Consider the following 12,048-nt stretch of genomic DNA (forward strand, 5'->3'; position numbering starts at 1 on the left):
CGCGCGCGGATCATCAACTTCCCCAAAATATGCGGAAAAATCATCCATCGGTCGCCTCCAACTATGGAGACCACCCAAGAATCCCATTCGATCAATCGTTCAAGCCCATATGCGATTCCCCTGCCCTGGAAGGGGAGGTGGCAGGGCGTAGCCCTGACGGAGGGGTGTCACGCTCTCGATAGGGTGACACCCCTCCACCGGCTTCGCCGGTCCCCCTCCCCTTGCAGGGGAGGATTTTAGGGACATGCGCGAAGTCGATCCCGCATTTCCCATTTCCCCCAACCTGCCCTATCCTCCGCCCATGCCCTCCCCCGACCTCATAGACCGCTGGCGCCATCATCTTGCACTCGACCGCCGCCGGTCGACGCATACGGTGCGCGCCTATGTCGCGACGGCGGAGCGACTGGTCGCTTTTCTCGAACAGCATCATGGTGCGGCGGTGACCGCTTCCAGCCTCGCGCGGATCGACCAGGCGGACCTGCGCGCCTTTCTGACGGTGCGGCGGATGGACGGGATCGGCAATCTGTCAGCGGCGCGCGAGCTTTCCGCGGTGCGCGGTTTTCTACGCTTTATCGGCGGCGAGGACGCCCGCGTGCCACTGCTCAAGGGACCACGGGCAAAGCGCGGCCTGCCCCGCCCCATCTCGCCCGACGAAGCCGTCGCGCTGGCGCAGGATATCGCCGAAACCGCGCGCCTGCCGTGGATCGGTGCGCGCGACTGGGCGGTGCTGCTGCTGCTCTACGGCGCGGGACTGCGCATTGGCGAAGCCATGGGGCTGACCGGCGCGGCGCTGCCGCTCGCCGATACGCTGCGCGTCACCGGCAAGCGCAACAAGACCCGGCAGGTCCCGCTATTGCCACAGGTTCGCCAGGCGATCGAGGCCTATGTCGAGCAATGCCCCTTCCCCATGACCCGCGATGAAGCGCTGTTCCGGGGCGCGCGCGGCGGTCCGCTGTCGCCTGCGCTGATCCGCCGCGCCGTGCAGGGCGCGCGCGGTCGGCTGGGCCTGTCGGACCGCACCACGCCCCATGCGCTGCGCCACAGTTTCGCGACGCATTTGCTGGGGCGGGGCGCGGACCTGCGCAGTTTGCAGGAGTTGCTCGGCCATGCCAGCCTGTCATCGACCCAGGTCTATACCCAGGTCGATGCAGCACATTTGATGGACGTCTATCGTAACGCCCATCCGCGGGCCTAACCTTTGGGCCGTCAGGTCACCTACAGCAACAAGCGTATGTAACCGCATGTATTGTCAATAATGCCATTTGCCATAACTAGCCATTCATGGTTCGCACATCATTCTGCGATACCCGACCCCGCACGAACCGGTGATAGCAGGGGATAGCTTCAATGGATAATCGCACCGGCTGGATCATGACCATTAGCTTGATTGTAGTGCTATCCCTCTTAGCTCTGCTGAAGAAGCCTCTCACTGGATATCTATCGCGCAAAAATGGCGTGCAAACAGCCGCGCAACGCTGGGCTGTAACGCCGACTTCCTATTTTCAGCATTATCCCGGCCACGGGCAGGGATATTCTGGCTATACCGATCACGCGGCAATGGGTTACGAAGTGAATGACAGCTTATTGCAACAGTCACCCGAAATGCAGTTTGCTCTCGCAGGTTTTGCGCTGGGCTTCTTGGAAGGAATCGCAGATCGCGACGGCATTGGCGGTAAGCGCGTACAAATCCTTAGCCCAACAATGCTAGATCAACATGCGCTTGGATGGCTGGGCCTGATGCAAAGCAAAGGCATCGACAATGCGCCGCCATCCACCCAAAATCTACATACCATCATCAATTTGATCGGACGTGAATTGCGGGAATCTGGACCCGTCTGCATTCCTTACTGGGAAAAATGGCAGAGCCGGAATTATGGAAATCCTCGTCAAGAAAGCCTGCGCCGAAGTCGGACCACCGCAACAAAGCAGCAGGCACTGGTGATCCATTACGAAGAGCGACGAGAGGATGGACACCGGCTTGGACAATCTGCCGTAATGACCGATTAGGGTTAACCCTTGGGTCGCCAGGTCGCGAGCCGCCATAGATAAATCAGCACCGCCCCGACGACGCAGATTGTCGCCGCCGGGCCGATATATTTGTCGATCTCGCTGAAATTGCGGCCCAGCACGAACCCGGCATAAGCGAGGATGATGTTCCAGATCAGCGCGCCGCCTGCGGTCCAGGCCAGGAATTTGATATGCCCCATCCGAAACAGTCCGGCGGGCAGCGAGATCATCGTCCGCAGCGCGGGCATGAAGCGGAAGACGAACACGACGATCTGGCCATATTTGCCGAACAAGCGATCCAGCGCCTCGACATCGCGCCACTCCAGCGTCGCCCAGCGGCCGTAGCGATCGACCAGCGGCTTCAACCGGGCAAAGCCGAGCACATGGCCGATTATATACCAGAAATAATTGCCGATCGTGGTGCCGATCGTCCCGGCCAGTAGGAGCCAGCCCATGTCCATCCGCCCCTGGCCGACACGAATGCCGCCAATGCCCATGATCAGTTCGGACGGGATCGGCGGAAAGACATTTTCCAGCACCATCAGCAGGAAAATGCCCCAATAGCCGCCCGCATCGATCAGGCGGAGAACCCAGTCAGTCAAACCACGCGCTCCCCGTCATGCCAGCGCACGCTAGCATCCCTCTTTCTTGTCGCGCCAGAGGAAGAAGGGAGATCCCAGCTTTCGCTGGGATGACGATGGAGCATCATGCGGATTAGGCCGCCACGCGCGCTGCCAACCGGGCGTCGATCGCGTCCCAGATCAGCCCGCCGGTGTCGGTCCCGTCGAACGCCTCGATCGAGACGATGCCAGTCGGCGAGGTCACGTTGATTTCGGTCAGCCATTCGCCGCCGATCACGTCGATGCCCACGAACAGCAGGCCGCGACGCTTGAGTTCCGGTCCCATCGCCGCGCAGATTTCGCGCTCCTTGTCGGTCAGCACGGTCTTGGCCGCAGAGCCGCCGACCGCCAGGTTGGACCGGATCTCACCCGCGCCGGGAATGCGGTTGACCGCCCCCGCGACTTCGCCATCGACCAGCACGATGCGCTTGTCGCCCTCCGCGACGCCGGGGATGAAGGCCTGAACCATGAAAGGCTCGACCCATGAGGCGTTGAAGAGTTCCACCAGCGAGGAAAGGTTGGCCCCATTTTTACCGACATGGAACACCGCCACGCCGCCATTGCCATAGAGCGGCTTGACCACGATCTCGCCATGTTCGGCGAGGAAAGATCGCACTTCGGCCAGGTCGCGGGTGATCATCGTCGGCGGCATGAAGCGCGCATAGTCCAGCACGAACAATTTTTCCGGCGCATTGCGGACGCTGGCGGGGTCGTTGACCACCAGCGTCTCATCCTGCACCCGCTCCAGCAAATGGGTGGCGGTGATGTAGGACAGGTCGAACGGTGGGTCTTGCCGCATCAGCACGACATCGACATCGCGGCCAAGGTCGATCATCTCTTCCGGCCCATAAGCGAAATGATCGCCATCCACCTTCTGCACATGCACCGGCCGCGCCTTGGCCAACACCCGGCCGTCGCGGAACGTCAGGTCATGGGCGAGATAATGGTAGAGCCGGTGCCCGCGCGCCTGCCCCGCCAGCATGATGTGGAAAGTCGAATCGCCCGCGATCTTGATGCCCTCCATCGGGTCCATCTGCACCGCGACGGTCAGGGGGTTGAGTTCGGTCATGCGCTGCGCTTCCTTCTTCATCCGTTCGTGCTGAGTAGGGACTGAGCGAAGTCGAAGTCCCGTATCGAAGCATCGCCCGGCCCCCTCCTTCGATACGCCGCTTCGACTTCGCTCAGCGGCTACTCAGGACGAACGGGGAAGCGAGGTTCACCCCCCATGCCAGACATTCGCCAGATGGCGTGGCGGGCGGCCCGGCGCAAGGAGGATGACGTCGATTCGCATATCGTCCCCCGCTTTGCCCAGCTCATGCCACAATATTTCCGCCGCCGCCGCGACCCGGCGCAACCGCCGCTCGTCGATCGCCAGGTCCAGTTCCGCCGCCGTGGCGCGCGCCTTCACCTCGACAAAGGCCAGCATCGCGCCCTTGCGCGCCACCAGATCGACCTCCCCTGCCGCTGTCCGCATCCGCCGCCCGACAATCTGCCAGCCTTTCAGCCGCAGCCACCAGGCCGCGATCCGCTCCGCCTGACGCCCGCGCCGCTCGGCCGTTTCGCGCTTCACCCCTTCAATTCCGTCGCCCGATCGTAGAGCGTCCGCCGGTCCAGCCCCAGCTTCTTGGCCACCTCGCCCGCCGCCTTCGACACGGACAGCCGGGTCAGCGCCTCGCGCAGCGCCGCGTCGGCATCTTCGGCGGTGGCGGGCGGCGCTTCGCCCGGCGGCCCGACCGTCACCACGATCTCCCCCCTGGGCGCGGCCTCGGCATAGCGGGCGGACAGTTCGCTCAGCGTCCCGCACGCCGTTTCCTCGAACGTCTTGCTGATCTCTCGGCTGACCGCTGCCTCCCGGTCGCCCAGATGCGCCGCCATCGCCGACAGGCTTTCCGACAGGCGCGGGCCGCTTTCGTAGAAGACCAGAGTCGCCCGCAATCCCGCCACCTCGTCCAGCGCATCGCCCCGTGCCTTGGCCTTGCTCGGCAGGAAGCCCATGAAAAGGAAACGATCGGTCGGCAGCCCCGACAGCGTCAGCGCTGCGATCGCCGCGCTCGGCCCCGGCAGCGTCGTGATCATGCGCCCCGCCGCCCGCGCGTCGCGCACCAGCTTGTAGCCCGGATCGGAAATCAGCGGCGTCCCCGCATCCGACAACAGCGCGACCGATTCGCCCGCCATCCGCTCGACCAGCCGCTGGCGCACATTTTCGCCGCTATGGTCATGATAGGGCAGCATCGGCCGATCAGAGCCTGCATGGCGGAGCAGCCGCGCGCTGACCCGCGTATCCTCGACCGCGACGACATCGGCCAGCCGCAATACCTCCGCCGCACGGGGAGTGAGGTCACCAAGGTTGCCGATCGGCCCCGCGACGATATAAAGCCCAGGTTCAAGACCCGATGATTGAGTTTCCATAAGGACGCCAGATGACAGAGACGGATGCCTCCCGGCAAGCGGACTTGTTCGCTTCCCTCAAACGCGGCGCACGGCTGGCTTTCGCCGCGAGCGCCCTGCTGCTCGCCGCCTGTCAGTCGATCGTCCCCAAGGGACCGGCACCGACGACGCCCAGCGGCCCGGCCCAGCCGTCCGGCCCGACCGTGACCGAAGGTCTGCCGACCGACACGCTGCGCCATCGCGTCGCGCTACTGGTGCCGATGACCGGCACCAATGCGGGCGTCGGCCAGTCGATCGCCAACGCCACCACGCTGGCGCTGATGGATACCAAGACGGACAAGGTCCGCATCACCACCTATGACACCGCGCTGGGTGCGGCGGCGGCGGCCAACAAGGCGCTCGCCGATGGCAACCGCCTGATCCTTGGCCCCTTGCTGGCCGACGACGCCCGCGTGATCGGGCCGATCGCGGCGCGCGCCAATGTGCCGGTGATCAGCTTTTCCAACGACAGCGGCGTCGCCGGCAGCGGCGTATATATCATGGGTTACAACCCCAATCAGTCGATCGAGCGCGTCGTCGGCTTCGCCCGGCAAAAGGGGCTGAGCCAGTTCGGCGCGCTGATCCCGCGCGGCACCTATGGCGAGCGGGCGGGCAATGCCCTGCTGCGCGCGGTCGAACAGGCGGGCGGCACGGTCGTATCGATGCAGACCTTCGACCGCAGCCCCGCATCGATGACGGCGGCGGTCAAGAAATTGCAGGCCTCCTCCAGCTATGACGCGCTGCTGATCGCCGACAGCGGCCGCGTCGCGCTGCAGATCGCGCCGATCGTGCGCAAAAATGGCGGCGCGACCGCGCGGCTGCTCGGCACCGAATTGTGGAATACCGAAGGCACGCTGGCGGCCAGCCCCATGCTGCGCGGTGCCTGGTTCGCCAGCGTCTCCGACAGCCTCTATCGCCAGCTCGCCACCAAATATCGCGCCCGCTATGGCAGCACGCCCTTCCGCCTGTCCTCGCTTGGCTATGACGCCGTGCTGCTGACCGTGCGGATCGCGCAGGACTGGAAGCCCGGCAGTGCCTTCCCCGCCGCGCGGCTGCGCGACGCGGGCGGTTTTTCCGGCATCGACGGTGCCTTCCGCTTCTCGCGCTCCGGCGTTGCCGAACGCGCGCTCGAAGTGACCGAAATCGGCGCAGGCAACATGACCGTCATCGCGCCCGCGCCCCGCAGCTTCGGGGATTAAACCGACCGTCCGCCAGGCGCAGGATTTTCCCTGTCCTGCGCCTGGCGATGGCGGCATAGTCCCATCTGGTCCGTTTCGGGTCTGAAAAGGGAGCGCTCGTCCATGTCCTTGACCGTCCGCATCCTTGTCGCGCTGATCCTGGGCCTGGCAGGTGGTATCGCCCTTGCTGAAGGGGGTCAGGGGTGGGACGTACCGCTGCTGTCCGTTGCGCAGCCGATTGGCAAGGCGTGGCTCAACGGCCTGCAAATGCCGCTCATCCCCCTCATTTTCGCGCTGCTCGTGACCGGCATTGCGCAGGCGGCCACGACAGCACGCACCAATGGCATGGCCGGGCGCGCCATTGGCCTGTTCGCCCTGCTGCTGGTCGCCTCCTCCACGGTCGCGGCGCTCGTTGGGCCGTTGCTGCTGCAGCTCTGGCCTGTGCCTTCGGGCGCGGTCGGCATGTTGACGGGGGCGCAGGGCGCGGCGGAGGTGCCCGGCGTGCGGCCGTCAGCCGACTGGCTGCTGGGCTTCATCCCCGCCAATCCGATCAAGGCGGCCGCCGAGGGCGAGGTCGTCGCCGTCGTGCTGTTCGCGCTCATCTTCGGCTTTGCCGTTACCCGCATCGCCGACGCGCGTCGCGCGCAGTTGACCGGCCTGTTCGACGCGCTGACCGACGCGCTGCTGGTCGTGGTGCAATGGGTGCTGTGGCTTGCCCCGATCGGCGTGTTCGCGCTGGCGCTGGTGGCGGGCGCGCGGTCGGGCCTCGCCACCGCTGGCGCGTTGCTCCACTATATCGGCTTCATCGTGCTGATCTGCCTGGTCGTCACCCTGCTCGTCTATCCGCTGGTGGCGCTGCTCGGCCGAATCGCGCCAGGGCGTTTCGCGCGCGCCGCCTTCCCGGCCCAGGCCATCGCCTTCTCGACCCAAAGCTCGATCGCCTCGCTGCCTGCCATGATCCAGGCAAGCGACGGGCCGCTGGACGTCCGCCCGACCACGCGCAGCATCGTCCTGCCGCTCGCCATATCGCTGTTCCGCATCACCAGCCCGCCCGCCAATCTGGGCGTCGCCCTCTATGTGGCGGCGATGAACGGGGTCATGCTGGGACCGGTGCAATTGGCCATGGGCGTGGCGATCGCCGCGATCGTCAGCCTGGCCGCGGTCGGCCTGCCCAGCCAGGTCAGTTTCTTCACCACCACCGGTCCCATCTGCCTTGCCATGGGCGTGCCGGTGGAGGCGCTACCGCTGTTGCTGGCGGTGGAGACGGTGCCCGACATCTTCCGCACCGTCGGCAATGTGACCGCCGACATGGCGGTAACGCGCATCATCGATCAGAACGGCGTTATGGAATCCGACGCGCCGTCAGGATCTTGACCGGCGCTTCCAGCATCTGCCCCTTCATCACGCCCTCGCCCGCTGTCGCGGATTTGGGTGCGGCCAGAATGGCCTTCACCACGTCCAGCCCTTCGACCACATGGGCGAAGACAGCAAAGCCCTGATTATCGCCCGGCGCGTCCGGCTGGGCGTCCATGGCGGGCATCTTGCCCAGCACGATGAAGAAGTCGCCAGTCGCGCTCCCCGGCGCATAGCGCGCCATCGACAGTGCGCCCTCATCATGGGTCAGGCCCGTCTGGCTGGTCGGCTCATGCTTGATCGGTGGCCGGATGCGCTTGGGATCATTCTGTGCCCCGCCCTGCACGAAGCCATAATCGGCCGCGCCGACGCCGCGATAAAAGACGGTGCCGTCCAACCGCTTCTGATCGACATAAGCGAGGAAATTGGCGGCGGTGACAGGTGCCTTGTCGGCATGGACGGCGATCACGATCCGCCCCGCTGCGGTGTCGAGCGCCACCTGCACATCGGCGGGCGCCTGCGCCAAAGCGGGCGAGAGGGTCAGGAGTGCGGCGAGCCAAAGGGCGAGGAAGCGAATCATGCCGCCAGCCTAGCCCTTCATGCGCCCGATGCCAGCCCCTCAGCCCTCCAGCTGGCGCAACAGCGCGCGGACGTCGGCGTCGATATCGGGATTGCTCTCGCGCAACTGTTCGATCGTGCGGACCGCATGGATCACCGTGCTATGATCCCGCCCGCCAAAGATGCGGCCGATCTCCGGCAACGAACGCGGCGTCATTTTCTTGGCGAGATACATGGCCACCTGGCGCGGGCGCGCCACCGCGCGAGCGCGGCGCTTGGAGCGCATTTCCGACACGTCGATGCGAAAATGGGCGGCACACACCTTCTGGATTTCGTCCACGGTGATGCGCCGGGCATTGGCGCGCACGGCGTCGGCCAGCATCCCCTGCGCAAAATCCAGGTCGATCGCCCGGCCGGTCAACTGGCCATAGGCGACGAGCTTGTTGAACGCGCCTTCCAGTTCGCGGACGTTCGACCGGATTGAGCGGGCGAGAAAGTCGATTACGGCATCGGGCACCGGCGGATCGCCCGCAACGGCGCGCTTGGCTTCGAGGATCGCCAGGCGCAGCTCAAGGCTGGCGGGCTGGATGTCCGCCACCAGGCCACCGGCGAGGCGCGACAGGATGCGCGGATCGATCGATTCGAGCGCCTGGGGTGCCCGATCGGCGGTCACGACGATGCGCGCGCCGGTGTCGATCAGATCGTTGATCGTGTGGAGAAATTCCTCCTGCGTCGACCCCTTGCCCGCAATGAACTGGATATCGTCGATCAACAGCAGCCGCGCCGCGCGCAACCGCGCCTTGAACGCCATCGTTTCATTGGCGCGCATCGCATTGACGAACTCCATCATGAAACGCTCGGCCGACATGTAGAGAACCGGCGCGCCGGGCGAGTGTGCAGCGAAAGCGGCTGCGATCGCATGCAGCAGATGCGTCTTGCCCTGGCCAGTGCCGCCCTGGATGAACAGCGGGCTGAACCGCGGCTGCGCCTCGGCTGCCATGGCTTTTGCGGCCGAGCAGGCCAGTTGATTGCTCTCGCCCACGACGAAGTCGGCAAAGCCATGGCGCGGCGTGAAATTGACCGCGCTGGCGACGGCCTCGGGCAGCGGCTCGACGACCGGCTCCACGGCCGCGACGTCGAGCAGTCGAGGACCGCTGGCGTCGGGCGCGCGCAGCACGCGGATGTCGCGCACCTCGGCTCCGGCGCTGCGCCAGGCCATGCGCAAACGATCACCAAACTGGCCCGTCACAAAGTTCGCGCTGAAATCCGTGGCGACCAGCAAATCGAGCGTCTGCGAATCGGGGCAATAATCACCCAGCCGAACCGGCTTGAGCCATTGGTCGAACATGCGCGCGCCAATGTCGCGGCGCAGACCGGCGCGGATCATCGTCCAGGTGGTTTCGAGGTCGGCATGTGCCTGTACCCCTGCATCCTCCTGCCAATCCACCACGCCTATAATTTCCGTCATTATCGTGCCGACCCTACCAATATGCCCCCTGCCTTCGGGCAGGAACCAGCGACGCGAACGAACCCACCGGCAAAAGCCCCTGCTTTGCCGAGTCCATCCCATCCACTGACTAAATGACGGCCGCACAGAGATGATTCGACGGCGGCCGGATGTCGAAAATAGACAGGGCGGCTCCCTCCAATCAAGGGCGCGGCGGTTCAAAAAAATGAAATAAAGCCGTTGACTCGGCAAACCCGCAGAAAAGGGTTAGTTGCGAAAATATCGCCATTTTTGAGTTAGTTATTTGGTTATTATCTTGAGGCTACCAGTCGAATCGCGGGAATTGCTTGTGTCCGCTGTGTGACCATCTTGTGAATCAACATGAAAAAGCCCGCTTCCCTGATGGGAGCGGGCTTGTTCATTCCCTGGAAACGGGAAAAGGCTCAGGCGAGCGCGCTGACAGCCTTGGTCAGGCGGCCGAACTTCCGCGAAGCCGTGTTCTTGTGCATCACGCCGCGCGCAACGCCGCGTGCCATTTCCGGCTGAACCGACTGCAGCGCGGTGGCGGCAGCGTCCTTGTCACCAGCGGCGAGGGCGGATTCCACCTTCTTCACCAGGGTGCGGATCCGGCTGATGCGGGCACCATTGATTGCGGCGCGACGTTCGTTGCGGCGGATGCGCTTCTTGGCTTGCGGCGTATTGGCCATTTAGAGTCCTCGGTTCTCGTCAATATTTGAAAAGAGACCAGTCGGACTCGCCAACCCGCCTCATGAAGGTGCGCGCCTTACAAGGGTTCGTTCCGGTCGTCAACCAGTCGGACCCGCTTCACCGCTGACATGTCGGACAGAAAAAGGTGGATCGCCCGCCATCGACGCGGCGCTGCACCGTGCCGCCACAGGGGCATGGTTCGCCTTCGCGACCATAGACGCGCCATTGCTTGGAAAAATAGCCCAACTCCCCGTCCGGCCGCGCATAATCGCGCAGCGTCGATCCGCCCGCGACGATCGCGGCGGCCAGCACCGTGCGAATCGACTCGACCAGCAGGGTAAGGCGTGGACGACTGATCTTCCCCGCCGCTCGCGTCGGCGCGATGCCCGCCATATTCAGCGCTTCGCACACATAGATATTGCCCAGCCCGGCCACGATTCGCTGGTCGAGCAACGCCGCCTTGATCGACGTCGCCCTGCCCTTCAGCACGGCCGCCAGATGGGCGGCATCGAAATCCGGCCCCAAGGGTTCCGGCCCCATCCGGGTGAACGGACCATAGGCTTCCCATGCCTCGCTGCGCACCAGATCGATAAAGCCGAAGCGGCGCGGATCGTTGAGCGCTAGTTGCCGCCCTGCCCCCGTTTCCAGGATCAGATGATCATGCGTGCCGATTTCGGTCGGGTCCACCCGCCATCGGCCCGACATGCCCAAATGAAAGATCATCATGTCGCCCCGATCGGTGGCGATCAGCCCATATTTGGCGCGCCGGGTGAGCGCTATGACGCTCGCCCCCGTCAATCGCTGGCGCAGATCCACCGGGATAGGAAAGCGCAGGTCCGCGCGGCGCGGCTCGACACGGGCGAGAACCGCGCCCTCCAGCACGGATCGAAGGCCCGCAACGGTGGTTTCGACTTCGGGAAGCTCTGGCATAAGGACCATCTAGGCAAGAGCGCTTCCAATTCCCAGCTTCTTGGCTGGAATGGCACGCAATCTCTGTCTAGAGGATCAGGCATGAACGAAACAGCATCCTTTGGCTATCGGGACGTCGATGCCGCCGAAAAACAGGGCATGGTCCGCGAGGTCTTTTCCAATGTCGCGGCCAAATATGATCTGATGAACGACGCCATGTCGGTGGGCGCGCATCGCTTGTGGAAGGATCAGTTCGTCGCCCGCGTCAAACCGCGGCCGGGCGAAGCGATCCTCGACATGGCGGGCGGCACCGGCGACATCGCCTTTCGCATGCATAAATATGGGGCCGACGTCACCGTGTCTGACATCAACCCCGAAATGCTGGGCGTGGGCATGGAACGCGCCAAGAAGAAGGGGCTGGAGGGCCTGCTCTGGTCGGAACAGAATGCCGAGCAACTGACCTTCGCCGATCGCAGTTTCGATGCCTATACGATCGCCTTTGGCATCCGCAATGTGACGCATATCGACCAGGCATTGGCGGAAGCGCATCGCGTGCTGAAATTTGGCGGGCGCTTCTTCTGCCTCGAATTTTCGACCACGACCTGGCCGGGCTTTTCGGACGTGTATGACGTCTATTCGCACAAGCTGGTCCCGCAGCTGGGCAAGCTGTTTGCCAATGACGCCGACAGCTATCGCTATCTGATCGAATCGATCCGCCGCTTCCCTCCCATGCCCCAATTCGAGGGCATGATCCGCGACGCCGGATTCGTGCAGACCAAGGTCGAGCCGATCCTGGGCGGCCTGGTGGCGATCCATTCGGGCTGGAAGATTTGATCCCCGC

Annotated in this window: 13 protein-coding genes; 5 read left to right on the forward strand and 8 right to left on the reverse strand. The window is 64.4% G+C overall.

Annotated elements, in window-relative coordinates:
- Nucleotides 1-301: 301 nt before the first annotated feature.
- Both SxD43FB_RS18740 and SxD43FB_RS18745 read left to right on the forward strand, forming a co-directional pair.
- Complete coding sequence (locus SxD43FB_RS18740) at nt 302-1,195, forward strand: tyrosine recombinase XerC (protein WP_096063527.1); 894 nt, start codon at nt 302-304, stop codon at nt 1,193-1,195.
- A 152-nt stretch (nt 1,196-1,347) separates the two neighbouring features.
- Nucleotides 1,348-2,007, forward strand: a complete 660-nt coding sequence (locus SxD43FB_RS18745) for a hypothetical protein (protein ID WP_096063490.1) — start codon at nt 1,348-1,350, stop codon at nt 2,005-2,007.
- Nucleotides 2,008-2,009: 2 nt separating this feature from the next.
- Here SxD43FB_RS18745 and SxD43FB_RS18750 read toward each other — a convergent pair whose 3' ends face one another.
- The 4 genes from SxD43FB_RS18750 to rsmI all read right to left on the reverse strand — a co-directional run bounded on the left by SxD43FB_RS18750 (nt 2,010) and on the right by rsmI (nt 5,036).
- The gene (locus SxD43FB_RS18750) at nt 2,010-2,609 is read right to left on the reverse strand and encodes a DedA family protein (RefSeq protein ID WP_096063491.1); all 600 of its coding nucleotides are present in this window, start codon (nt 2,607-2,609) and stop codon (nt 2,010-2,012) included.
- A 112-nt stretch (nt 2,610-2,721) separates the two neighbouring features.
- The gene (gene gshB / locus SxD43FB_RS18755; RefSeq protein ID WP_096063528.1) at nt 2,722-3,696 is read right to left on the reverse strand and encodes a glutathione synthase; all 975 of its coding nucleotides are present in this window, start codon (nt 3,694-3,696) and stop codon (nt 2,722-2,724) included.
- A 147-nt stretch (nt 3,697-3,843) separates the two neighbouring features.
- Complete coding sequence (locus SxD43FB_RS18760; protein WP_096063492.1) at nt 3,844-4,197, reverse strand: YraN family protein; 354 nt, start codon at nt 4,195-4,197, stop codon at nt 3,844-3,846.
- Entirely contained in the window at nt 4,194-5,036 is an 843-nt protein-coding gene (gene rsmI, locus SxD43FB_RS18765; protein WP_096063493.1) for a 16S rRNA (cytidine(1402)-2'-O)-methyltransferase, read from the reverse strand. Before rsmI ends, SxD43FB_RS18760 begins: the two co-directional genes overlap by 4 nt.
- Before the next feature lie 11 nt (nt 5,037-5,047).
- On the opposite strand from rsmI, the gene SxD43FB_RS18770 reads away from it, so the two are divergent.
- Both SxD43FB_RS18770 and SxD43FB_RS18775 read left to right on the forward strand, forming a co-directional pair.
- Nucleotides 5,048-6,253, forward strand: a complete 1,206-nt coding sequence (locus tag SxD43FB_RS18770; RefSeq protein ID WP_096063494.1) for a penicillin-binding protein activator — start codon at nt 5,048-5,050, stop codon at nt 6,251-6,253.
- 102 nt (nt 6,254-6,355) lie between these two features.
- A complete protein-coding gene (locus tag SxD43FB_RS18775) occupies nt 6,356-7,606 on the forward strand; it encodes a dicarboxylate/amino acid:cation symporter (RefSeq protein ID WP_096063495.1) in 1,251 nt (416 codons plus the stop codon).
- Here the strand turns inward: SxD43FB_RS18775 and SxD43FB_RS18780 are convergent.
- The 4 genes from SxD43FB_RS18780 to mutM all read right to left on the reverse strand — a co-directional run bounded on the left by SxD43FB_RS18780 (nt 7,575) and on the right by mutM (nt 11,228).
- Nucleotides 7,575-8,165, reverse strand: a complete 591-nt coding sequence (locus tag SxD43FB_RS18780; protein WP_096063496.1) for a peptidylprolyl isomerase — start codon at nt 8,163-8,165, stop codon at nt 7,575-7,577. The genes SxD43FB_RS18775 and SxD43FB_RS18780 overlap by 32 nt on opposite strands.
- Before the next feature lie 39 nt (nt 8,166-8,204).
- On the reverse strand, nt 8,205-9,611 hold the full coding sequence (dnaA, locus tag SxD43FB_RS18785; protein ID WP_096063497.1) for a chromosomal replication initiator protein DnaA: 1,407 nt from the start codon (nt 9,609-9,611) through the stop codon (nt 8,205-8,207).
- Between the two features lie 422 nt (nt 9,612-10,033).
- A complete protein-coding gene (gene rpsT / locus SxD43FB_RS18790) occupies nt 10,034-10,297 on the reverse strand; it encodes a 30S ribosomal protein S20 (protein ID WP_037477262.1) in 264 nt (87 codons plus the stop codon).
- A gap of 118 nt (nt 10,298-10,415) precedes the next feature.
- Complete coding sequence (gene mutM, locus SxD43FB_RS18795) at nt 10,416-11,228, reverse strand: bifunctional DNA-formamidopyrimidine glycosylase/DNA-(apurinic or apyrimidinic site) lyase (RefSeq protein WP_096063498.1); 813 nt, start codon at nt 11,226-11,228, stop codon at nt 10,416-10,418.
- A gap of 81 nt (nt 11,229-11,309) precedes the next feature.
- Here mutM and SxD43FB_RS18800 point away from each other — a divergent pair, with 81 nt between their 5' ends.
- Nucleotides 11,310-12,041, forward strand: a complete 732-nt coding sequence (locus SxD43FB_RS18800; protein ID WP_069065172.1) for a class I SAM-dependent methyltransferase — start codon at nt 11,310-11,312, stop codon at nt 12,039-12,041.
- Nucleotides 12,042-12,048 lie beyond the last annotated feature (7 nt).

The organism is Sphingobium sp. D43FB, from assembly GCF_002312805.1.
In the GTDB taxonomy this organism is placed as follows: Bacteria; Pseudomonadota; Alphaproteobacteria; order Sphingomonadales; family Sphingomonadaceae; genus Sphingobium.